General features: G+C 50.8%; 19 protein-coding genes, 1 pseudogene and 1 riboswitch. Of the genes and pseudogenes, 16 read left to right on the top strand and 4 right to left on the bottom strand.

What is annotated here, in order from left to right; translation table 11 throughout:
• The 8 genes from aroD to sigG form a co-directional block, all read left to right on the top strand.
• Positions 1–683 (top strand): type I 3-dehydroquinate dehydratase (aroD, locus tag ACLU9Q_RS00440; protein ID WP_412624517.1); only part of this gene is annotated, 683 nt, incomplete at its 5' end.
• A gap of 108 nt (positions 684–791) precedes the next feature.
• On the top strand, positions 792–1622 hold the full coding sequence (locus ACLU9Q_RS00435) for a sigma-E processing peptidase SpoIIGA (protein WP_296832000.1): 831 nt from the start codon (positions 792–794) through the stop codon (positions 1620–1622).
• 17 nt (positions 1623–1639) lie between these two features.
• Positions 1640–2380, top strand: coding sequence for an RNA polymerase sporulation sigma factor SigE (gene sigE / locus ACLU9Q_RS00430; RefSeq protein WP_296831998.1), 741 nt, complete (start codon positions 1640–1642; stop codon positions 2378–2380).
• Positions 2381–2518: 138 nt separating this feature from the next.
• Positions 2519–5926: an AAA family ATPase gene (locus ACLU9Q_RS00425; protein WP_296831996.1), complete on the top strand. Its 3408-nt coding sequence runs from the start codon at positions 2519–2521 to the stop codon at positions 5924–5926.
• A gap of 299 nt (positions 5927–6225) precedes the next feature.
• Positions 6226–6747 (top strand): CarD family transcriptional regulator, encoded by a 522-nt coding sequence (locus ACLU9Q_RS00420; protein WP_296831994.1) that lies wholly within the window; start codon positions 6226–6228, stop codon positions 6745–6747.
• A 288-nt stretch (positions 6748–7035) separates the two neighbouring features.
• A complete protein-coding gene (locus ACLU9Q_RS00415; RefSeq protein WP_298513442.1) occupies positions 7036–7263 on the top strand; it encodes a hypothetical protein in 228 nt (75 codons plus the stop codon).
• Positions 7264–7381: 118 nt separating this feature from the next.
• Positions 7382–8062 carry a biosynthetic peptidoglycan transglycosylase gene (locus tag ACLU9Q_RS00410; protein ID WP_298513445.1) on the top strand — a complete coding sequence of 227 codons (681 nt, stop codon included), beginning with the start codon at positions 7382–7384 and terminating at the stop codon, positions 8060–8062.
• Between the two features lie 278 nt (positions 8063–8340).
• On the top strand, positions 8341–9117 hold the full coding sequence (sigG, locus tag ACLU9Q_RS00405; RefSeq protein ID WP_296831989.1) for an RNA polymerase sporulation sigma factor SigG: 777 nt from the start codon (positions 8341–8343) through the stop codon (positions 9115–9117).
• Positions 9118–9184: 67 nt separating this feature from the next.
• On the opposite strand, the gene ACLU9Q_RS00400 is transcribed toward sigG, so the two are convergent.
• Positions 9185–9436, bottom strand: a complete 252-nt coding sequence (locus ACLU9Q_RS00400) for a PRC-barrel domain-containing protein (RefSeq protein ID WP_296831987.1) — start codon at positions 9434–9436, stop codon at positions 9185–9187.
• Positions 9437–9609: 173 nt separating this feature from the next.
• Here ACLU9Q_RS00400 and nrdR point away from each other — a divergent pair, with 173 nt between their 5' ends.
• The 4 genes from nrdR to ACLU9Q_RS00380 all read left to right on the top strand — a co-directional run bounded on the left by nrdR (position 9610) and on the right by ACLU9Q_RS00380 (position 15666).
• Entirely contained in the window at positions 9610–10059 is a 450-nt protein-coding gene (nrdR, locus tag ACLU9Q_RS00395) for a transcriptional regulator NrdR (RefSeq protein ID WP_296831985.1), read from the top strand.
• A gap of 93 nt (positions 10060–10152) precedes the next feature.
• Entirely contained in the window at positions 10153–13689 is a 3537-nt protein-coding gene (locus tag ACLU9Q_RS00390) for a DUF5717 family protein (protein ID WP_302592376.1), read from the top strand.
• An 18-nt stretch (positions 13690–13707) separates the two neighbouring features.
• Positions 13708–14865, top strand: a complete 1158-nt coding sequence (locus ACLU9Q_RS00385) for a DUF5716 family protein (RefSeq protein ID WP_412624515.1) — start codon at positions 13708–13710, stop codon at positions 14863–14865.
• 3 nt (positions 14866–14868) lie between these two features.
• Positions 14869–15666, top strand: a complete 798-nt coding sequence (locus ACLU9Q_RS00380; RefSeq protein ID WP_412624513.1) for a hypothetical protein — start codon at positions 14869–14871, stop codon at positions 15664–15666.
• A 6-nt stretch (positions 15667–15672) separates the two neighbouring features.
• Here ACLU9Q_RS00380 and ACLU9Q_RS00375 read toward each other — a convergent pair whose 3' ends face one another.
• The 3 genes and pseudogenes from ACLU9Q_RS00375 to ACLU9Q_RS00365 all read right to left on the bottom strand — a co-directional run.
• Positions 15673–16458: an amino acid ABC transporter ATP-binding protein gene (locus ACLU9Q_RS00375; protein ID WP_296834842.1), complete on the bottom strand. Its 786-nt coding sequence runs from the start codon at positions 16456–16458 to the stop codon at positions 15673–15675.
• 12 nt (positions 16459–16470) lie between these two features.
• Positions 16471–17127, bottom strand: a complete 657-nt coding sequence (locus ACLU9Q_RS00370; protein WP_296834839.1) for an amino acid ABC transporter permease — start codon at positions 17125–17127, stop codon at positions 16471–16473.
• Positions 17128–17231: 104 nt separating this feature from the next.
• Positions 17232–17528: pseudogene (locus ACLU9Q_RS00365) on the bottom strand (transporter substrate-binding domain-containing protein); the annotation flags it as partial.
• 746 nt (positions 17529–18274) lie between these two features.
• On the opposite strand from ACLU9Q_RS00365, the gene purF reads away from it, so the two are divergent.
• From purF to thiC, 4 genes are all read left to right on the top strand, one after another.
• Positions 18275–19723, top strand: a complete 1449-nt coding sequence (gene purF, locus ACLU9Q_RS00360) for an amidophosphoribosyltransferase (protein ID WP_412624512.1) — start codon at positions 18275–18277, stop codon at positions 19721–19723.
• Positions 19724–19886: 163 nt separating this feature from the next.
• Positions 19887–21317 carry an adenylosuccinate lyase gene (gene purB / locus ACLU9Q_RS00355; RefSeq protein WP_412624511.1) on the top strand — a complete coding sequence of 477 codons (1431 nt, stop codon included), beginning with the start codon at positions 19887–19889 and terminating at the stop codon, positions 21315–21317.
• Between the two features lie 408 nt (positions 21318–21725).
• Complete coding sequence (locus ACLU9Q_RS00350; protein WP_412624509.1) at positions 21726–22481, top strand: Uma2 family endonuclease; 756 nt, start codon at positions 21726–21728, stop codon at positions 22479–22481.
• 163 nt (positions 22482–22644) lie between these two features.
• A riboswitch (TPP riboswitch) is annotated at positions 22645–22752 on the top strand.
• Between the two features lie 147 nt (positions 22753–22899).
• Positions 22900–24207: a phosphomethylpyrimidine synthase ThiC gene (thiC, locus tag ACLU9Q_RS00345; RefSeq protein WP_412624507.1), complete on the top strand. Its 1308-nt coding sequence runs from the start codon at positions 22900–22902 to the stop codon at positions 24205–24207.
• Positions 24208–24236: the final 29 nt, after the last annotated feature.

Raw genomic sequence — 24236 nt, 5'->3', positions numbered from 1 at the left:
GCACAGAAGTTTTCCCGGAGCGTGCGGGAAAAAAGGGATGGCTGGGAAATGGTACAGAGATGAGAGAGACCCTGCCGGATATTTTAAAGGAGCTGCGGGGCTATCTGGGTGATACGCCGCTTTTGGTGACTTTTCGTACGAAGCGGGAGGGCGGAGAGCAGGAAATTTCTCCTGAAGCGTACGCACAGATGTATCGTGTGGTCTTGGAGAGCGGCATGGCAGACGCGATTGATGTGGAACTCTTTTTTGACAGGGAGACGGCAGTCTCGCTTATAGAAGCAGCCCATGCGTCAGGGCAAAAAGTGATCCTGTCCAATCATGATTTTCAAAAAACACCGCCAAAAGAGGAGCTGGTGAGACGTCTGAAAAGTATGCAGGAGCTGGGTGGTGATATCGCGAAGATCGCTGTGATGCCGCAAAGCAGCGCCGATGTTCTTATATTGCTGGAAGCAACAGAAGAAGCGCACAGGAAGCTTTCGGTTCCGGTCGTCACGATGTCCATGGGGGCAGTTGGAGTGGTAAGCCGTCTGCTTGGCGAGACATTTGGTTCTGCGCTTACCTTCGGCATGGCGGGGCAGGCTTCCGCGCCGGGCCAGGTTCCGGTGGAGGATCTGCGCAGCATACTGCAGAAGATACACCGCTACGGCGCCGGTGTTGATGCCTTTGATTACAGGACCATATAATTTGGATGTCACATCTTGTCGAGGAAATCTGCGGTTTTGGGTGGCTGTTTTGACAAATAATATGCCTCCCTTCACGTATACTAGGGGTACGTGAAGGGAGGCTTTTTGTTGTACTACGAGATTTATCTGGATGTCTATTTTCTGGAAAATCTGATGCTGAATTTTTTGATTCTGCAGCTAACCGGAATCATACAAAAAGAAACCTTTTCAGTAAGAAGAAAGCTTCTGGCGAGCGGGATCGGAGCCGTTGGAGCATGTCTGATCGTCGTACTTCCTATACATAAAAGCAGAATCGTATCTGCTGCATGCAGCATTTTATTTTGTTTCCTTACAGCGTATGCTGCAGGAAAAAAACGCGGAAGCAGAGGCTGGCAGCAGACGGTTTATGTGTACGGTATCCTGTCTTTGTTCCTGGGGAGTATCTGGCAGATTTTTGTGACATATCTGAAGCTGCCGTTCTGGCTGGCGGCAGCGGCGGGATATGGCACCGCCAGGCTGTTGTGGAATTGCCGGCGAAGGGCAAAGGCTGAAACAAAATACCTGTACGATGTCACGCTTCAAAAAGGAACAAAAAAGATTTTATTAAAGGGACTGCTGGACAGCGGCAACCAACTGACGGATCCGCTTACAGACAGACCGGTTCACATCACAGATTACAATGAGATCTGCAGGCTTTTAAGCGAAGCGGAAATACAGGAACTGGACGGCTTTCTGGATATGGAACTATGCGGGCAGGGGGATGCTTTGTTTCGCTATATTCCTTATCATTCTGTCGGGGAGGGCAGGGGGATACTGCCTGCGATAACGCTGGACAGTATGGAAATAAAGCATGGGGAGAGTGCATGGAATACCAAAAGAGTGCTGGTTGCTGTCAGCAGAAGGGCAGTCAGCAGCGGAGGAAAATATCAGATGATATTGCACCCTCGTATTTTAGAGTAGCAGGAGGAATGTATAACATGATGATTAAGGTGGCTATGCCAAATAAATTTCAGTTTCGGATGATTCCGAGCGTATCGGATATGTTCTGGAAGCGCACAAACGATATTCACTATATCGGGGGCAGCGAGGTGCTGCCCTCTCCGCTGGAACCGGGCAGAGAAGCGGAGGCGATTGAACAGCTTGGAAGCAAGGAACCGGGGGAGGCAAAATCACTTTTGATAGAACACAATCTGAGACTTGTTGTGTACATAGCGAAAAAATTTGATAATACCGGGGTGGGTGTGGAGGATCTGATTTCTATCGGGACAATCGGACTGATTAAAGCAATTAATACGTTTAATCCCGGAAAAAATATTAAACTTGCAACATATGCGTCACGTTGCATTGAAAATGAAATCCTCATGTATCTCAGGCGAACAAGCAAGACAAAGATGGAGGTATCCTTTGACGAGCCGCTGAACGTAGACTGGGATGGAAACGAACTGCTTCTGTCGGACATTCTCGGGACCGACGAGGATGTGATCTATCGCGACATGGAAACGGAGATGGAGTACAAGCTGCTGATGCGCGCGATAGATAAACTTTCTGACCGGGAGAGAATGATTATCCAGCTTCGCTTCGGACTGGGAAAAAATGACGGTGAGGAAAAAACACAGAAGGAGGTGGCGGATATGCTGGGCATCTCACAATCTTATATATCACGTCTTGAAAAAAAGATCATTGGACGGCTAAAAAAGGAAATCGCCAAAGCGCAGTGAAGGAGCTTTCGGAATATTGCTTATAATGAGTTTTCGGAATGCTGCTTTTTGATGAACTTCCGAAATGTTGCTTTTTGATTGACATTTTTTCTGACAGGCGTACAATGGAGAGAGCACTAATATGGAAGAGGAAGATGGATGGAACAGAAGAAAGCAGACCAGAAAAAAACATTTCGTCCGGTTCCGGGACTTCGCCGGGAGGATGAGGAAAAACAGTTATCAGAGATTTTAATGATCGCGCAGGAAAATCTGGAGCGTACGGAAGGGCGCATCCGGGAGTTGTCGAAAGAAGTGCATGATCTGATGGAGACGTATGGTCCAAAAGACAAGGAAGGGCTTTCACTTTTGCACAACACGCTGTCACAGCTTGGGGAGAACCGGCGTGATCTGCTGCGGTGTCAGAAAGCGCGAAAAAAGCCGTATTTCGGACGGATTGACTTTCGTGATCCGCATGTTTCACAGGCGGAATCTTATTACGTGGGACGGGTTGGCATTTCGAAAAACGGTGTGGAGCCGGTGGTCATAGACTGGCGCGCTCCGGTGGCGTCAGTCTATTATGAAAATGCGCTTGGTCCATGCAGGTATGTGGTGAAAAATGAAGGAACTTATGAGATTGACCTGCAGCGCAAGCGCACGTATGAGATTGTTGATGACAGGCTGAAGGATTTCTTTGATTCGGACGTAGTTGCCAATGACGAGCTGTTGACAAAGTACCTTGCAAAAAGCAAAAAAGCGGTGCTGGGCGAGATTATTGCGACGATACAGAAGGAACAGAATGCGATTATCCGCAAATCTCCCAAAACAAATCTGATCGTGCAGGGTGTTGCCGGTTCCGGGAAAACAACGGTGGCGATGCATCGCATCTCTTACATATTGTATAATTATGAAGAGGATTTTCGGCCGGAGGATTTCTATATCATTGGAAGCAACCGGATTTTGCTGAATTACATTACCAGTGTCCTGCCGGATCTGGATGTGTACGGTGTGGCCCAGATGACAATGGAGCAGCTTTTCGTCCGTCTGCTTTACGAGGACTGGAATCCGAAGGTCCACCAGATCTGTGCGATTGATAAAAAGGATCAGAATGCCTGCGTTAAGGGAAGTTATGCATGGTTTCACGACCTGGAGGATTTCTGCCGGGAGTATGAGAGACGCGTGATCCCGATAAAAGATGTATGGTTGGAAAACGAGGATTCGGCAGCGCAGCCGGAGAAGGACAGCATGGCAAGTGACGGCACAGGCGTGCTTTTGCTGGATGCCTCTGCAATTGAAGCGTATCGGGCGCAAAACCCGCAGGTTTCCGTGCAGGGCAAAATTAATATGTTGAATGAGATGCTTCTGGCAAAGCTGGAAAACGAATTGACCGGGAAATATGTCTCTTATACCGCAGCGGAGAAAAGGGAGCTGAAAAGAAAATACCGCTGGTATTTCGGAAAGGATATCTGGAAGGGATCGATTTTTGAGGTCTATCAGGAATTTCTGCAAACGCAGCGGGAGAAGGGAAAGGCTGTTCCGAATGTAACAAATCAATTTGATGTATATGACCTTGCAGCGCTCGCTTATTTGTATAAACGCATGAAAGAGACAGATGGGATCCGTGAGGCAAGTCACATCATCATTGACGAGGCGCAGGATTTCGGCATGATGGCATATGGCGCGCTGGCATACTGCCTGCGGGGATGTACCTATACGATTATGGGTGATGTCTCGCAAAATATTTATTTTGGATATGGACTGAATGACTGGAGGGATCTGCAGGATCTCATATTAACAGGTACCTTCGATAGCTTTGGATTGCTGAAAAAGAGTTATCGTAATACTGTAGAAATCTCGGATTTTGCCACGGAGATTCTGCGTCATGGCAGCTTCCCGATTTACCCGGTTGACCCCATCAGACGACATGGAAATCCGGTGTGTGTGGAAAAGTGTGCAGATGAAAACAATATGATACAAAAGGCGGCGGATATCATCGCAGAATGGCTGCAGGCGGGGCATGAGACGATTGCAGTCATCTGTCGTGATGAGGGCGAGAGCGCAGCAGTAAGTGATATGCTGGGCAAAAAGCTTCCGCTTGCAGACTGTAATCCGGAGACGGCGGAGTTTGGAAGCGGTGTAATGGTGCTTCCGGTGGAATACACGAAGGGACTGGAATTTGACGCGGTTTTGCTGTACCACCCGTCTGCTGAGCATTATCCGGCGGAGGATTCTTATGTGAAGCTTTTGTATGTCGCGGCAACCCGTGCGCTTCATGAGATGGCGGTTCTGCACATAGGAGATTTGACGGATCTGATCGGGAAGCCGGTATCTGAGGAAAAACGAATGAGTTCCCTGGAAAATGAAGCGCCGAAGGAAAGGCGGCGCTTTGCGGATGCGGAAATTACGGCACAGGAGCAGATGCTTCTGGACGCGAAGCAGGGGGACAAAGAGCGCGCGATGCGCGGCTATATCGGACCGAAGGCGATTAAGGCTGAGAAACCGCGGCAGATCGACGCGGGCGGTAGCAATCCGGACGAAAGTGACGCGGGTGCGGACAGGAAGGCATGGGGTGGTGCGGACAGGAAGGCGTGGGGTACCGACATAGAAAACCAAAGCATCACTGGCATGAAAAAACGGTGCAGCATCGGCACAAAAAAACAGGGCATTACTGACATGAAAATACAAGGCACTGCCGGTACGGAAAAGCCGGGCAGCGTCATCAGAAAGATGTCGGGCGGTAAAGGCAGCGTCATCAGAAAGATGTCGGGCGGTAAGGGCAGCGTCATCAGAAAGGTGTCGGGCGGTAAGGACACCGGTATGGAGGAGAGCGATCTGGAGGAGATCAACATGTCTCCGTACCGTTTTGGCGACATTCCGGATAACAGCATTCTCCGCCCGCAGGGACACAGCCGTGTTGACTGTGCTGTGCGCATGGTCCGAAAGACAAAGCAACATATTGATCTGATCAGCAGCTACGGGATCCTGCGTCTGATGGTCCTGGAGGACGCGATGCTGCGCATACAGTTTTTGCGTGGACAGTCGCCGGAATTTGAGCCGGGACGGTGGAATTACAGACCGGAAAAACCGGCGGTATGGACAGCGAAGGAAGGCAGAAGTCTGGTCGAGATCGCGACGGGAAAAATTGTCGTGCGTGTTGAAAAAAAGACGGGCGCTCTGCAGTTTTTCGACCGGAAGGGCAGGCTGCTCCTGGCGGAAAAGGCACAGCTTCCGCGGCAGATGGATACAGTGGGCTGCCGGAACTGGATGTATTTTGACTGGCAGAAAAACGAAAAGCTTGCGGCGAAGGGCGTGCTGGCAGATCAGACGGAGCGCATGACCCAGATGGCGAGATACATCAGCTTTGGCGGCAAAAAGCTGCGGATGCCGCTTCTATACTCCTCACAGGGATACGGTATCGGTGTAGCGGCGAGGGGAACCGTGCTCTGCTGCGCAATTCCCATGTACGGACCATATCTGTACACGGAGGGCGAAAAACAGATAGATTACTATTTCCTGCACGGCGAAAATTATGAAGAAGTAGTAAAACTGTATCGCCGTATATCCTTATGAGCAGGGAAAAAACGACGTGCGCATGCTAAGACAGCCGGGACTGTGAGCTGACGCTGTTTACCTGCACTTTAAGCGGAGCATCGCGCATGACCGTGCGCAGCAGGCTGATAATTAATGAGTGGATTTTCTGATTTTTGTGAAAAAGTGCCTTTGAAAAATTGGCGAAAAAGAGGTATAATTTAAATACAGAACGTGTGGCAGAACTGCGTAAATCCTGTTCCTGCCGCATGTTTTTTTGTTGCTATGTATCCGAAGGGAACTGCCAGTGGCAGGTCACGTTTTGCATTAGGAGGTAGTCTATGTTTGAGGTAAATAATTATGTGGTAAAGTATAATTCAGGCGTTTGTAAGGTGGAGGATGTTCTGGACGGAGAAAAGGCGGATTTTAAAGATCACAAAATGTATTATCTGCTTGTTCCGCTTGCAGAGAAAAATGCCAAAATCTATATTCCGCTTGAGCGCGGAGAAAAGGTGCTGCGCAGGGTGCTCACCTATGAGGAAGCGACAGATCTCATTACACGGATTCCAAATATTGACACGGATTTTTCACAAAATGATAAGCTGCGTGAGCTGGAATATAAGGAGGCGCTGCAAAGTCTGGACTGTGAGCGGATGGTACAGATTATTAAGGATATTTACGGACGGAAAAAGCATCGGGCGAATCATGGGAAGAAGCCGACGGCGACCGATGAGAAATATTTCCGGATAGCGGAGCACTCTTTGTATATGGAGCTGGCATTTTCCCTTGGCTGTCGGGAGGAGGAGATTCCAAAACTGATCACAGAAAAAATCGAGAGCGCTCCGGCAAGAAAAGAGCAGTAAGAAATTACATGATTTGGAATCCTCCAGTGCTGTTTCGATCTCCTAAGCGGCCGGACAACCTGCGGGCAGTGCACTGACGATAACTGGCAACTTACAATAATGTAAGTTGCTTTTTTAATTGGGCGAAATATAATTGAGGTATAGGCGGGAGAGAATGCAGGGGATGCCGGGGCAGTATGCCAGGGCTTCAACCTGCAATTCAGAGTGCATAACAGACAGGAAGATGGGTTCATCGCGCTGAATATGAGACATAGGAAAGTAACTTAAAAAGGAAGGAATGACGACATTTTGGAAAATAACAGCTGTGCGGATAATATTGCAGGCAGTATTGCAGATAGCACTGCAGAGAAACGGAAGGATAAGGGCGCTTGCCGGAAGATTCTCCGGACGCTGATACTTACTGCAGGCGGGGCGCTGATCATAGGTTTGCTGGTGCCAGCCGGGATTTTGTTCCTTGGAATTTCTTTCATCTGGAAAATAACGGACTACCTGTTAAAGAAGGTGGACAGACGGTAATATGGAAGGGAGTGGATGACGGCATGGGAAGAAGCTATCATAAAAAAACATCACATAAAAAACATCACATAAAAAACATTCTATAAAAAGGAAACATTCCCTGCGAAGAATCTTTGGAATGTTACTTTTGATTCTGGTGTGCCTGGGAGCGGCAGCCGGTGCCTTTTTCGGATTCAGGGGTTACAAAATGTACCGGGAGGCGGTCGCGCAGCAGCCTGTTGCAGAGCGGGTGGAGCAGGTGCGCAGTATGGAACATTTCACTCATTATGACGAATTGAGCCAGTTTTATATTGATGCGGTGATTTCCGCGGAGGATCATCGTTTTGAGCGCCATCCGGGCATTGATGTGATCGCAATCTGCCGCGCTGCCTGGACAGACATAAAAACGTTGTCTTTCAGGGAAGGAGGCAGTACCATCACACAGCAGCTTGCAAAGAATATGCTGTTTTCGCAGGAAAAATCCATTGAGCGCAAGGTGGCGGAGGTCTTTGCGGCGTTCGCGATGGAGGCAGCTTACAGCAAGAGGGAAATTTTTGAATTGTATGTAAATACGCTGTATTTCGGCAGCGGATATTATGGAATTTATGAAGCTTCCATGGGATATTTTGATAAGTTACCCGGAGAATTGACGGACTATGAAGCGGCAATGCTGGCGGGGATTCCAAATGCGCCTTCGGCATACTCTCCGGATGAGAACAGTGAGCTTGCCGCCCGGCGCACGGAGCAGGTGCTTTCCTGCATGGTAAGGAATCAGTGTATTACGGAGGAAGAAGCGGGAAAAATAAAAGACATTGATTGAGCAGGCACGAAGCTGGCGCGGGCGACGATCACCCGCTGTGGCATGAGCGGGAATTTTATGAGATATTAAACGTTTAGAAAGTCCGGATTTGTCAAGGTCTAATAATTTTTATATTTTTTGCAAAATCGCATAAACGTGTTTCAATGTGAGAATTCTTTTACCGGGATGGTTTTTAATCGTCCCGGTAAATTTTTATCTCAAAAAAATGTTTCCTGTTTTTTGTGAGATGAAAACCGTATGCGCACCCGCGCACAACGAACGTAAGGAGGGTTCTTGCAATGGCACTGAACAAGGTGGAAATATGCGGAGTCAATACATCAAAGCTTCCGGTTCTGACAAATGAGGAAAAGGACGAGCTGTTCCGTCGGATCAAGCAGGGGGATATGGAAGCGAGGGAGCTGTACATCAAGGGAAATCTGCGCCTGGTTTTGAGCGTCATAAAGAGGTTTTCGGCAAGTAATGAAAATGCAGATGATTTGTTCCAGATCGGCTGTATCGGTCTGATGAAGGCAATCGACAATTTTAATATAGAAATGGACGTGAAGTTTTCCACGTATGCGGTGCCGATGATCATCGGGGAGATACGCCGTTATCTGCGCGACAATAACGCCATCCGGGTAAGCCGCTCGCTGCGCGATACGGCTTACAAGGCACTCTATACGCGGGAAGCTTATATGAAGAAGCATCTGAAGGAGCCGACCATCAACGAGATTGCCGAGGAAATCGGCATCTCCAAGGAGGACATCGTGTTTGCGATGGATGCGATCCAGAGTCCCTTAAGTCTCTACGATCCGGTCTACTCGGAGGGAGGAGATACGCTCTATGTAATGGACCAGATCAGCGATAAGAAAAATAAAGAGGAAAACTGGGTGGAATCGCTGGCGCTGCAGGAGGCGATGAAGCGGCTGAGCGACCGCGAGCGCAGCATTATCAATATGCGATTTTTTGAGGGCAAAACACAAATGGAGGTCGCCGAGGAAATCGGCATCTCGCAGGCGCAGGTCAGCCGTCTGGAAAAAAGCGCGCTGAAAAGTATGCGCAGCTTTCTGCGGTAGGGAACGTATTCTTTTGTGATGGATCACCTGGTACTTTGTGGCATATCATAGATTTTTTTGTGATATCTCACTTATCTTTATTTTTTTCTTTGGGGAGCTCGACGAGAATGATATCCTTCCCGATCTGGCAGATGCACCGCCAGGGGATGATGATCTCGGCGTCGTGCCCCCAGAAGCAGGAGAGGCGGCTGCCGCCTGGCACGATCAGTGCCGTGATGCAGCCGTCCTTTGGGTCAAATTCCACGTCAATGACGCATCCGAGGGAGGCGCAGGTACACACATTGATAACTTCCTTCTGACGAAGCTCACATACTCTCATAGATTACCTCAAAAAAATTTTGCGTTTACTCCAGTATATGCGATTGACAGCCAGACTCCAATCCGATATACTTTTGATAGAAGCCCTTCCGCCATGTAAGAATGCGGGGAGGATTGCGGGCGTGCGGGGCACGGAACATCCGCGGGCTTTTATATGATCAGGAGGAAGGCAGCATGAAGTGTCCGTTTTGCAACCAGGATAACACGAGAGTGGTAGATTCCAGACCGGCAGATGACAATAATTCCATCCGCCGCCGCCGGCTCTGCGACGAGTGCGGGAAGCGTTTTACTACCTATGAAAAGGTGGAGACGATACCGCTTATCATTATAAAAAAGGACCAGAACCGGGAACAGTATGATCGAACAAAGATAGAGAGCGGCGTGCTTCGTGCGTGCTACAAGCGTCCGATCTCCGCACAGCAGATCAATGATACGATCGATGCCATCGAGACGGAGATCTTCAATCGTGAAGAGCGGGAGATACCAAGCAGCATTATAGGGGAAATTGTGATGGAGCGTCTGAAGGAGCTGGATGCAGTGGCATATGTGCGCTTCGCTTCCGTGTACCGCGAGTTTAAGGACGTCAATACGTTTATGGATGAGCTGAAGAAGATATTGAATTAAGAAATGCTGTGAATAGCATATCAGAGATGAAAGGACCGGGCTGCCGCAAACAACTGTATTTGCTGCGGCCCTTCCGGCTATAAGGAGCACACATTGAAAAAGAGAATTGCAGAATTACTGAATGAGAAATTTGAATATGAGCCGGAGAAGCTGCAGCTTTCCGTGGAAAAGATCGAGGGAGCGATTGCGGCGGACCGCCCGTTTCATGGAAAGTTTTCGGTGGAGGCTTCCGGCGGAAGGCTGGCGCAGGGATTTGTCTACTCCACAAATGCAAGAGTGACCTGCGCGCCGGAGGTGTTTGCGGGCAGAAAAGAGACCTTTCGCTTCCGGGCTGACCCTGCGGGTCTGAAGGATGGTGAGATGTTGGAGGGCGCGTTTGTAATCTGCGCAGATTCCGGGGAGTATACGCTGCCTTACCGATTGCAGGCGGCAGAGCAAAGACGCGAACAGAAAGAGCCGGTGCGGATGACGCTGGAAGAGTTTGCACAGCTCGCGAAGGAGGATTTTGGCAGGGCATACGTATTGTTTGCCTCTTTGCAGTTTGCAGAGCTTGTGCGTCAGTGGGGACCGCACTGCCAGACGCTTTATGAGGGGCTGCAGGGAACGACGGCGGCATATCGCGGCATGGAGCAGTTTCTGGCAGGTCTCGGGCAGAAGGAGCCGATCACAGTAAGTATGGCGACCGACCATCTGTTTCTGAAAAATCCCGATGACGGCGAGCGTGAGGAGCTTTTGCTGACGAAAAATACCTGGGGCTTTGCACCGCTTTTGATTTCCTGTGACGCGCCTTTTCTTGAGATCGAGCGGCAGAAGATCACGACCGAGGAATTTGTCGGCAGTACGTATCATATTGGGTTTGTGATCCACAAAGACCGGCTGCATGCCGGGCGCAATTTTGCACGCATTACGGTACTTGCTGAGAGCCGCGAACAGAGCTGTGTGGTAGAGGTATTGAATGCGCCGCATCCATCGGCGGAGAGAAGCTCTCTTCGCAAAAGGCAGGAGATCCTGCAGCTTTTACATGCATATATTGATTATCGGGCGGGCAGAAACGGCGTTCGTGAGTGGAGTGGGATCTCACTCACCTGTCTTGACAATCTGCACCGGGCAGGCGGGGAACATATTTTTTATGATCTGTACCGCATTTATATTTTGTTTACAGCGGGGGACAGCGTGGAGGCGGAAATGCTTCTTGGCGGGATCCCGGCGCGGAAGAAGGAGCTGGCGGAGGCGCAGTGGCAGGGCTTTTACCTGTATCTGACGACGCTTGAGGATCAGAAAAAGGAGTATCTGGAGTATGTGCAGAAAAAAATCCAGGATCTGTTCCTTGCCAATCAGGAAAACTGGGTGCTGCAGTGGCTGATGCTGAAAGTAAACGACGGAATGTTCCGCAGCGATTCCGAGCGCCTGGACGCGCTGCGCCGTCAGTATACCTGCGGCTGTCACAGCCCTGTGATGTACCTTGAAGGCTGGGAGCTTCTGAAAAAGGAGCCTCTGCTGCTGCGATCTCTGGAGGCGTTTGAGATTCATATTCTGGCGTTTCTGTGCAAGGAAAATCTGCTCGACCGGGAAATCTGCGGGCAGGCAGCGCAGATCGCGCTGCGCCGCGTTTCCGCAAGTCCGCTGCTTTTGGATGTACTCTGCCGCTGTTTTGCGGTTTATCCGAGCAAAAATCTGTTGACGGCGATCTGCTCGCTTCTGATGAAAGGGCATAAAAACGGACCGCAGTATGAAAAATGGTATGCGCTTGGGGTCCGTCAGGATATACGGCTGGCAGGGCTCTACGAGTATTATGCGCAGAGCGCGCAGGATCTGAATGTGCAGGAACTGCCGCAGGCGGTGCGCATGTATTTTTCTTACAATAATACGCTTGGAAGCGCAAAGAAGGCGGCGCTCTATGCGAATATCATAAGAAATCGGGCGAAGGATGCGGAAACCTTTGAGACCTACCGGAAGGCAATGGAGCTGTTTATGGAGGAGCAGCTTTTAGAGGGGCGTATCAGCGAGGATCTTGCGCTCATCTATGAAGCGCTGCTGACGCCGTATGTGCTGAACGAAAGGATGGCGGACGGGCTTTCGCGGGCGCTGTTTACGTATGAGATCACCTGTGAAAATCCGCGTATCCGTCACGTGATCGCGGTACACCGGCAGCTTCGGCAGGAGCAGCGGGTGCAGCTCGTGAACGGAAAAGCCTGTGTACAGATTTACGGCCCGGATTGCTGTATTTTGCTGGAAGACAGGGATGGTGCGCGTCTTGCTGATCCGTCGCTTGCTCTGCGACGCAGGCTTCTCGACAGACCGTCTCTGGAGGATTACTGCCGGGAGCAGGTGCCGCTCCCGGAGGGAATGCTGCTTTATGATTGCTGCAGTATGCCGGAGGACATGGCGGTCACGGAGAAAAATGCCGGCGAGCTTGTCCGCTTTATGACGCTTTCGCAGCTTCGCGGCAGCAGCCGCAGAAGGACACAGGAAAAGCTGCTGCTTTATTATAGCGGACATCCGCGGGATGGGTATCTTTCGGAATATCTTGCACTGGCAGATTTTGATGAGCTTGCGGATAGCCATATGCAGGAGCTTTCGGAGCTGCTGGTTTCCGAGGGCATGTGCGAACGGGCTTATGCGCTGGCAGGCAAATACGGTGCCGAGCATATGGCGCCGCACACGCTGGTGCGCCTGTGCAGCAGCCGGATCAATGAGACGGAGCAGAAGGAGGACGCCAATCTGCTGGCGCTCTGTGCGAAATGCTTCTTTGACGGCGTGTACGACGAGCAGGTGCTGCGCTATCTGCTGCACTATTATGAGGGACCTGCGAAACGCATGAAGGCGATCTGGAAGGCGGGATGTGGCTTCCTGATGGAGGACTACAGCATCGAGGAAAAAATTCTCGTCACCGTTCTTTATACCCGTCAGGATATGGAGCAGACGGAGCCGGTATTTGTCTCTTATTGCCGGAAGGCGGGCAACGCAAGGATCTGCTGGGCGTATGTCATCTGGATGTCGTACTGCTATTTCGTGCGGGAAATGCCGGTTGACAAGAGTGTGTTTACTTATATAGAGCAGCACATTATCGGGGAGATCAATGCGCCGCAGGTCTGCCAGCTTGCGCTTCTGCGGTATTACACTCTGGCGGAGAAGCTGGGTGCGGGGCAGCAGAAATGGCAGCAGTATCTGCTGGAAAAATATACCGGAAAAGGAATGTACTTCCGCTTTTTCCGGAAGCTCCCGGAGCGGCTGCTGCGTCATTTCCACATGCATGATAAATATATCGTGGAGTACCGCACAGACCCGGAGAATCATGTGACCCTGTATTATCGGCTGAACGATCAGAAGGAACAGGCGGTGTCGATGCCGGATGTTTACGAGGGCATTTTTGTACACGCCTTCACGCTGTTTTATGAGGATAAGCTGGAGTGGTACCTGGAGATCGAGGGGAAAAACGGAAAAACGCAGACCGGGCATCAGAAGATGGTGTGCAGCAGGCGTTCCCATCGCGGCCACACCGGGCGCTACGAGCTGATCAACCGGATGGCGGAGGCGGTTCAGAGACAGGATAAAAAGCAGCTTCTGGAGATCCGGGAGCAGTATATCGGACAGCAATATCTGGTGGACGAGCTTTTTGAAATAAATTAACACGATTGAGGAAGACAGATGAGAAAAACAATAATCGGACTGGACCTCGACAGGGAAAGTTCACAGATTTCTTATTACAGCGAGAGAAGCATGGAGCCGGAGACGGTCAGTATACAGGAGAATCAGGATCGCTATCTGATCCCGACGCCGTCCGACCTCTTTTCCCTTATTGAGGGAAGCGTTGAGTTGGGGCAGATGACGCTGGCGAATTTCTTAAAGACCTGCGTCGGGTATATCGGAGCGTCCGTGAAGCCGGAGGATATCTGCATCATGATCACCATGAAGGAGATCACGCTTGCCTGGGCGGAGGCGCTGCGCAACGCCTGCCAGATGATCGGCATTCCGGGCGAGGCGGTGTTTCTGCAGACGCACCGGGAGAGCTTCTGCTGCTATACGCTTAATCAGAAAAAAGAGCTGTGGGTTCATAAGATAGCGCTGTTTGAGTATGAGGACACGAAAATTTCTTCTTATATCATGGACATTGATTACCACACAAAACCGGCGCTGGTGCGTGCGGAGGCAGGGAAAAAGGTGGATCTTGGCAGACAGGGGGCGCGCTCCGATGAGCAGTGGAATGAGCAGCGTGACGCACAGTTTCTGGAGATGATCCGGGAGGTGTTCCAGAGCAATACCTTCTCTGCGGTCTATCTGATCGGGGACAGCTTTGACAAAACCTGGGCGGTGGAGTCGCTGCAGTATCTTTTCAGCAATCGCCGCCGCCGCGTTTACCAGGGACGTAATCTTTACACGAAGGGCGCCTGCTACGGGGCGATGCAGCGCATGGAGGTCGGCAAAAAGCTGGACGGCTTTCTCTATCAGAGCGAGGATCTGGTGGAGCACAACCTCAGTATGCAAATGGAGCTTCGCGGTAAACAGAGCACGCACATCCTGATCAACGCCGGCGTCAACTGGTTTGAGGCGGAGTACACCTGCGAGTTTATTTTGGATAACACGAATGAGATAATCATTTACGCGCGTTCCATGATGGGCGGAGAGACGGAGAGCTACAGCATTATGCTCAAAGGGCTGCCGGAGCGTCCGGGGCGGACGACGCGCCTTAGTATGCGCCTTAAATTTATCGCGCAGGGACGCTGCCGGGTAACGATCCGCGATCTTGGCTTCGGGGAGTTTTATCCGCCGTCAGGGAAGGTCTGGGAAAGTGTTTTGGAGGTATAGAAGATGGGAGGATATTATCTTTGCGGGACGCCGCGGGCGCAGCATCCCTTCTATATTGAGAGCATCGGCATCCATATCTGGTCGATCGAAGAGCTGTGCTATTACATGAAGGAAAATGTCTACCTTCTGGATGAGACGATCCTGAACGAAAAGCTGTGTGCCTGGCTGTCTGAGGAGCTGGGTCTTAAGAAGCTTGCCAGGGTGCTTTTAAACGCGCTGGAGGCGGGCGGTCCCGCGATGGACTTTGTGATGCCGATTATTCAGGAGTGCGGCTATCTGACGCGCACAGAGCTTTCTTATTTCCGGGAGCAGCTGCAGCAGGTACAGATTGAATCGCAGGACGTCCGTAAAAAAATGAAGGCGGATTATCTGGTAAACTATGGAATGTATGTGCGCGCGATCGGGGAGTACGAAAACATTCTCTTTACGCGCAGCCCGGGAAGGATCGGCACGCAGTTTTATGCGACTGTTCTGGAAAATATGGCGGCAGCGTATGCGCATTTATTCCGCTTTGAAGAGGCGGCGGAATGCCTTTGGGAATCCTACAGCACCTTAAAATCCCGGAAGGTATACGATAAATATCTGCGGCTTTTGCCGCTTTTCCTGCCGGAGAAGCGTTACCAGGAGCGGCTTGCAGAGATTAAGGCAGATCGCGACCATGCGGCGGCAATGAAGGCGGACACTGCGGCAATTTTGCGGGAAGCGCGGGAGAGTCGGTTCGCAAAAGAGTGGGATGCGCTGCCGGCGAAGGAGCGGCTTGCGGAATTGAAAAAGGAATATCTGAAAATGAGCCAGGGGTAGCGGATGCTACCCCTGTGTGTATCTTGCAAGAAACTGCCGTGTACGCTCCTCATGCGGATGGTTGATGACGTCGTCGGGCTTCCCCTGCTCCACGATCAGACCGCCGTCCATAAAGATGACCTGGTCCGCCACGTCGCGGGCGAACGCCATCTCATGGGTGACAATGATCATCGTGGTTTTGCGCTCGGCAAGCGCGCGGATAACTTTGAGCACTTCGCCGGTCAGCTCCGGGTCGAGGGCGCTGGTCGGCTCGTCAAAGCAGAGGATATCGGGCTTCAGGGCAAGTGCACGTGCGATCGCCACACGCTGCTGCTGACCGCCGGAGAGCTGATGCGGGTAATGTCCCTCGCGCTCGGAGAGTCCCATCTGTGCCAGCAGCGCGCGCCCGTGCTCGGTGATTTCCTCCAAAATAGCTTTTTTATTCTGCTTAAAATCCGGGCGTTCCTTTGCAAGCAGCCGCTCGGCGAGCGTCACATTTTCCAGCGCCGTGTACTGCGGAAAAAGGTTAAAGGACTGAAACACCATACCGAAATGCAGGCGCTTGGTGCGGATGTCTTTTTCGTTTTCTGCTTTCGTGCGGCTGGCGTCAAACAGCGTATTGCCTTTTACCGTGATCGTACCGGAATCCGGCGTCTCCAGAAAATTGAGGCAGCGCAGCAGCGTAGTCTTTCCGGAACCGGACGAGCCGATGATCGCAAGCGCGCTTCCCTCCTCCAGCTCAAAGCTGACGTCCTCCAGCACCTTTGTATTGTCAAAATGCTTTTCAATATGCTTTACTTCTAAAATAGCCATGTGTCTGCCTCCCTACCGGAAATAATCCAGTTTCTTTTCGATATAATTAAACAGCAGCGTCAGAATACCGACAAACACGAGGTAGAACACGCCCGTGTAAAACAGCGGCCAGGTCAGACCGGCGGATTTCATGAAGGAATATCCGGCAAAGGTCAGCTCCTGGGCGGCGATGGTGCGGGCGAGAGAGGTATCCTTTACCAGCGTGATGATCTCGTTCGACATCGGCGGAACGATGCGCTTGATCATCTGAAGCAGCGTGATCTTAAAGAAAATCTGGCTTTTTGTCATGCCGAGCACCTGTCCCGCCTCGCGCTGTCCGGCAGGAACGCCCTCGATGCCGCCACGGAAAATAACGGAGAAATAGCAGGCATAGTTGATGGTGAAGGCAACGACGGTTGCCGTGATGCGTCCTGCTTCATTGCCGCTCCAGATATTGTGCCCGAGCCAGAGACCGGGACCGTAAAAAATAATGATAAGCTGCAGCATCAGCGGAGTACCGCGGATGATCCAGACAACGATCTGGATCAGATAGCTGAGCGGCTTCCATTTGCTGATGGTTCCGAAAGCGAGAATGAGACCGAGCGGCAGCGAAAAAATCAGCGTGAAAATAAAGATCTGAAAGGTGGTAGCCAGTCCGCTCATCAGTGTCCGCGTAACATTTAAAAGCATGATAGAAATCTCCTTGTTGACTTGATAAGGCAGAGAGCGCCGGCCCTCTGCCTTTCTTGTTATGTGATATTATGTTATGTGATATTTTATCTGACGCTTTATTTGGCCGGAACCACGATCACCTGCGCATTGTTGCAGTAAGCGTTGGTGCATTCCATAGCAGCTTTCACCTCGTCGGTGAGCGTCATGCCGTTCCAGACAACATCGATGTTTTTCGCATCAAGCTCCATGATCTTGTTGTCCCAGTCGATCTCTACAAATTCCACTTCCACGCCGAGCTTTTCGCCGACCAGCTTCGCCATATCAGCGTCGAAGCCGATCCAGTCGCCGTTTTCATCCTTGTAATCCATCGGGGCAAAGTCGGTGATGCCGACGATAAGATTTCCCTTTTCCTGGATGTAAGCAACATCGCCATCTTCGGCAGCTTCCGCTTCCCCGGAAGCCTCCGCCTGCTCTACCAGCGCTTCCTGAACGCCGTAGGTGGTTGCGATTTCTTCCATGGTGCCGTCTGCATAACTTTCCGCAAACACGTTGTTAATGTAAGCGGCAAGATCGGAACCCTTGCGGCAGCCAACGCCGTATTCTTCGCTTGTAAGCTCATCGGTATGCGTCAGATTCGGGTAGCTGGTGCCTTCGCCGATCATAGCGCCCGCCATCAGAAGGTCGATGATCGCAGCGTCGGAAGTGCCGGAAGCGACCTCCATCAGAGCATCCGCCTGCGATGCAACAGAATTGTAATTAAAGCCGTTGTCCTGCGCAGCCGCTTCCCCGGCGGAGCCGGCCTCCACCGCATAGGTCAGCTCTTCATTTGCAGACACGCCCGCGAAAGAGAGCGATGCCATCAGCATAGTTCCGCATAATACATAAGCAAGTTCCTTTTTCATAATCATTCTCCTCCAAACCAGATTTTGTGATGCCGTCCGTAAAAGAAATTCACGGATTACCCTGCGCCACACCTTTTAGTATATTATCATAGTAAAGCGATGAAGTAAAGAAGTTTTTTACAAAAAGATTGCATTTTTGCGGATACTGCTTTATAATAAGCGCGTAAAAGAGGAAGGATTCAACGGGGAGTCCGGCAGCAGGCGCATATGGAGAGTATGCGCCGTGCCGGAGTCCCCGTTTTTAGCAGGAGGATTTAAGGAATATGAGGGAAACAGCGATACATCAGCAGTGTGAGCCGGAGGGAAAGCTGCACGAGGAATGCGGTGTCTTTGGCATGTATGATTTAGACGGAAAGGACGTCGCTGCGCCAATTTATTACGGACTGTTTGCGCTGCAGCACCGCGGGCAGGAAAGCTGCGGCATTGCGGTGAGCGACACGAACGGACCGAAGGGGAAGGTGCTTTCTCACAAGGGTATGGGCCTGGTAAATGAGGTGTTTGTGGACGGCGCGCTGGAGAAGCTGAAAGGTGATATCGGCGTCGGGCATGTCCGCTATTCGACTGCCGGAGCGAGCACCCGTGAGAATGCGCAGCCGCTGGTGCTCAATTATGTGAAGGGCACGCTGGGGCTTGCACACAACGGCAACCTGATCAATGCAAACGAGCTGCGGCACGAGCTGGAATACAGCGGCGCAATTTTTCAGACGACAATTGACACGGAGGTGATCGCTTACCATATCGCGCGGGAGCGTATCAACTCGAAAAACGTCGAGGAGGCGGTCGTAAAGGCGATGAAAAAAATCAGGGGCGCTTACTCCCTGGTGGTAATGTCGCCGCGCAAGCTGATCGGGGCGCGCGATCCCTTTGGATTTAAGCCGCTGTGTATTGGAAAGCGCGACAATGCCTATATTATCACTTCAGAGACCTGTGCGCTGGAAACACTTGGAGCAGAATATATCCGCGACGTAGAACCGGGGGAGGTAGTGGCGATCACAAAAGACGGCATTTCCTCGGACAAGAGCATGTGTATTCCAAAGGAACAGCACGCGCGCTGTATTTTTGAGTATATTTATTTTGCAAGACCGGACAGCCACATCGACGGGGTGAGCGTTTACGGCTCCCGCATCAAAGCCGGACGTTTTCTCGCGCTGGATTCGCCGGTGGAGGCGGATCTGGTGGTCGGCGTTCCGGAATCCGGCAATGCGGCGGCGCTCGGCTATTCCCTGCAATCCGGGATTCCCTACGGGAGCGCCTTTGTGAAAAACAGCTACGTGGGACGTACCTTTATTAAACCAAAGCAGAGCAACCGCGAATCCAGCGTAAAGATCAAATTGAACGTGCTGCGCGAGGCGGTGGCGGGAAAGCGTGTCATTATGATCGACGATTCCATTGTGCGCGGCACTACCAGCGATCGCATTGTGCGGATGCTGCGGGAAGCCGGAGCGACGGAGGTGCATATGCGCGTCAGCTCCCCGCCGTTTCTGTGGCCCTGCTACTTCGGCACCGATGTGCCGGCGCGGGACCAGCTGATCGCCTATAATCGTTCCGTCGAGGAAATCCGCCGGATCATCGGGGCGGACAGCCTTGGATATCTGCGCCTGGAGCGCCTGCGCGAGATGGTTGACGGGCTTCCGGTCTGCACCGGCTGCTTTACCGGCAAATATCCGATGGAGCCGCCGAAAGAAGATATACGTGGGGAATACGATGCATAAACAATTAAAGTTACTTTTACGCCAGCCTCATACACCTGCTGTTTGAGGCGTGAGAACGTGATTCGGGTGTGAGCAAATTGATAGTTGACTTGTACGGGCAAACATGCGAATATAAATAAGAACAGATTCTCTGATTCTGAAATATGGAAAGGAAGAAACGACAATGAACGACAGATATCAAAGCCCGTTATCAGAGCGCTACGCGAGCAAAGAGATGCAGTACATTTTCTCTCCGGATATGAAGTTTAAGACCTGGAGAAAGCTGTGGATCGCTCTGGCGGAGACGGAAAAAGAGCTTGGCCTGAATATCACGGACGAGCAGATCGCAGAGCTGAAGGAGCACGCGGAGGATATTAATTACGATGTGGCAAAGGCACGGGAAAAGGTGGTGCGCCACGATGTGATGTCGCATGTTTACGCATATGGCGTGCAGTGTCCGAAAGCCAAAGGCATCATTCATCTCGGAGCAACCTCCTGCTACGTGGGAGACAACACCGACATTATCGTGATGGCGGAAGCGCTGAAGCTTGTCAGGAAAAAACTGATCAACGTTATTGCAGAGCTGGCAAAATTTGCCGATACCTATAAAAATCAGCCGACGCTTGCGTTTACGCACTTCCAGCCGGCACAGCCGACCACGGTCGGAAAGCGAGCAACTTTGTGGATGCAGGAGTTCCTTATGGATCTGGACGACTTGAATTATGTGCTCGGCAGTCTGAAGCTGCTCGGCAGCAAGGGAACGACCGGCACGCAGGCAAGCTTTCTGGAGCTGTTCGACGGCGATCAGGAAACGATCGACAAGATTGACCCGATGATCGCGGAGAAGATGGGCTTTGAGGCGTGCTATCCGGTTTCCGGGCAGACCTACTCCCGAAAGGTGGATACCCGCGTGCTGAATGTGCTTGCAGGAATTGCCGCGAGCGCACATAAATTCTCCAATGATATCCGCCTGCTTCAGCATTTAAAGGAAGTGGAGGAGCCGTTTGAAAAGACGCAGATCGGTTCTTCGGCGATGGCATATAAGAGAAATCCGATGCGCAGCGAGCGCATTGCGTCCCTGTCCCGCTATGTGATCTGTGATGCCTTAAATCCGGCGATCACCTCCGCCACACAGTGGTTTGAGCGCACGCTGGATGACTCCGCAAACAAGCGTCTGTCCATTCCGGAAGGCTTTCTTGCGGTCGACGGCATCCTTGATCTTTGTCTGAACGTGGTGGATGGTCTGGTGGTATATCCGAAGGTCATCGAAAAACGTCTGATGTCTGAGCTGCCGTTCATGGCAACTGAGAACATCATGATGGATGCGGTGAAGGCGGGAGGCGACCGTCAGGAACTGCACGAAAGAATCCGTGAGCTTTCCATGGAAGCCGGAAAAACTGTGAAAGTAGAAGGAAAGGACAACAACCTTCTGGAACTGATCGCGGCAGATCCGGCGTTCAACCTTACGATGGAAGAGCTGCAGAAAACCATGGATCCGGCAAAATACGTCGGACGTGCACCGCGTCAGGTGGACGTATTCCTGGAAAAGAACGTAAAGCCGGTGCTGGAGGCAAATAAAGAGCTGCTTGGCATGAAGGCAGAAATTAATGTGTGACATTAGAAGAAAGACAGGATCCGATGCAGACTTGCCGGCAGAAGCACGTGGTATGCAGTGATCCCATGCGGGCAGGATTAAAATTGTGTTTTTTATAAAGTCAGATCAAGCGGATATGATCGCTTCTCATTTCGGGAGTGATGATATCCGCTTTTGCTGTTAAAAACAGATTTTTGGTTTCGTTCTTCCTGGAAGTATCGCCGGGTACAGCTTTCTTTATAGATAAAAAACTCGCTGTTCACAAAAAGATAATTGCGGTATGTTGTCGTGAATTCATATTGTTGATACATAAAAACAACTTATATAACTATAAAACAGAATATGTTGCACAAATAAAAAAGATATTGACATTTTTTAAATATATGTTAAAATAATAAACAAAATAAAACGTAAAAAGGAAGGACAGATATGGATAAAAGCAAAGAAGAGCAGGCTTTGGCAGAAGGGCAGGTAAAGTCTGCAAAAAATCAGGGAAAACCTGCAAAAGATCAGGTGAAGTCTGTAGAAGGACAGGCGAAGCCCTCCGGTAAGTACCCGGTTGAAGAAGCGGTGAGAGAGGGAGGCATGGTGTGCGAGGCGCTTGCGGCTTATCTGCCTGCGAAAAAGCAGGGGGAATTTACCATAGAGGATCTCAAAAATATCCCGGACGAACAGCGGGTGGAGCTGATCGACGGAGTGATCTTTGAGATGGAGGCTCCGACAACCATTCATCAGATAATAGGACAGGAGATTTTTGTGGGACTGAGAGCATATATTAAGGGAAAGGGCGGAAAATGTCGGCCTTTTGTGGCGCCTGTGGATGTCCAGCTTGACTGTGATGAGAAAACAATGGTGCAGCCGGATGTGTTGGTAGTCTGCGAGCGGGAAAAGGATAATGGAAAGCGCATTTTCGGAGCGCCGGATTTTGTGGCGGAGGTATTGTCAAAATCCACTCGCCGGAAAGATATGCTCATAAAGGGCGAGAAATATGAACATGCCGGTGTTCGCGAATACTGGATGATCGATCCCGATAAAAAGAAAATCCTGGTATACGACTTTGCAGGGGAAGAATATCCTATTATTTATGGATTTGACGATGTGATCCCGGTGCGCATTTTTGATGGAGCGTGCAAGGTTGATTTCAGGGAGATCCATGACTATCTCAGGGAGGTATATGGGCTGTGAGGAATCACGTTCTCATGCCTCAAACTTACAGGACTGGCTTCGCGTCGCAGCAGGTGTTCAATGCTGGCATGAAATGTAATGTCGTGATCTGTGAAAGCGTGAAAAAGCGGAATCTATCTTGACAGCGTTAAATTAGCATGGTATGCTGATAATCACAAAATAAATATAGATACAGGGGAGCTTGTGAAGCAGGCTGAGAGGAAGTAATCAAACTTCGACCCTTTAACCTGATTTGGATAATGCCAACGTAGGAAGTAGCAGAGATCGTATTCTTTGGGAGACACGAATCAGTGTTTCCCTTTTTGTTTTATGAAAGACATGTAATCCTGGAAACACGCAGAATACTCTATTGCCGGAGCATACTTCATTTCAAACGGGCAATTTTCAAACGCTTCTTTCTGTATCGGAGAGGAAAATCATGCAATATACAACACAAATGGATGCGGCGCGCAAGGGAATTATCACTGCGCAGATGGAAGCTGTGGCACAGAAGGAGGGAATTCCGGCGACGCGGCTGGCAGAGCTGATGGCGGAGGGAAAGGTCATCATCCCCTGCAACAAAAATCATAAGAGCATTTCTCCGAGCGGAGTCGGTTCCATGCTGAAAACAAAGATCAATGTAAATCTTGGAACCTCCAGAGACTGCAAGGATCTGGAAATGGAGCTGCAGAAGGTAGAAAGCGCGGTTTCCATGGGTGCGGAAGCGATCATGGATCTGAGCTCTTACGGAGATACAAGAAAATTCCGGCGGATGCTGACGGAAAAATGTCCGGCGATGATTGGAACTGTTCCGATCTACGATGCGGTCGTGTATTATCATAAACCGCTGATAAAAATAACCTCAGAGGAATGGCTGGATATTGTGCGGATGCACGCGGAGGACGGCGTCGATTTTATGACGATCCACTGCGGGATCAACAAAGAAACTGCACATAAGTTTAAGAGAAATAAGCGTCTGACGAACATTGTTTCGCGCGGCGGATCAATTATTTTTGCCTGGATGGAGATGACCGGGCAGGAAAATCCGTTTTATGAGCATTTTGATGAGATCCTGGATATTTGTCGGGAATATGATGTTACATTAAGTTTAGGTGATGCATGCAGACCGGGTTCCATTGCGGACGGAACTGACGCTGCGCAGATCGAGGAGCTGATCGCGCTTGGAGAGCTGACGAAGCGGGCATGGGAAAAGGACGTCCAGGTGATGATCGAGGGACCGGGACATATGCCGCTCAATCAGATTGCGGCAAATATGGAGATTGAGAAAACTCTGTGCCACGGCGCGCCGTTTTATGTCCTTGGACCGATCGTGACGGATGTTGCCCCGGGATACGATCACATTACTTCTGCGATCGGCGGGGCAGTAGCGGCAATGAACGGCGCTTCGTTTTTGTGCTACGTGACACCGGCGGAGCATCTGCGTCTGCCGGATGTGGACGATGTGAAGGAGGGAATCATCGCTGCCCGCATTGCAGCGCACGCGGCGGACATCGCAAAGGGCGTGCCGGGTGCGGCGGACTGGGACAATCAGATGAGCCTTGCGCGCAAGCAGCTTAACTGGGAGGAAATGTTCCGGCTGGCGATCGATCCCGAAAAGGCGAGGAGGTATCGCGCTGCATCAAAGCCGGAAAAAGAGGATACCTGCAGCATGTGCGGAAATTTCTGCGCAGTGAAAAATATGAACCGGATTCTGGAGGGAGAAATCGTATCTATTTTTGATGAATAACAGGAAGCTTGTAGATCTGAAAAATTTTG

Source organism: Marvinbryantia sp. (genome assembly GCF_047017445.1).
Classification (GTDB): Bacteria; Bacillota; Clostridia; order Lachnospirales; family Lachnospiraceae; genus Marvinbryantia.
The sequence above is the reverse complement of the archived record's forward strand: the minus strand, read 5'-3'. Positions and strand labels throughout refer to the sequence as shown.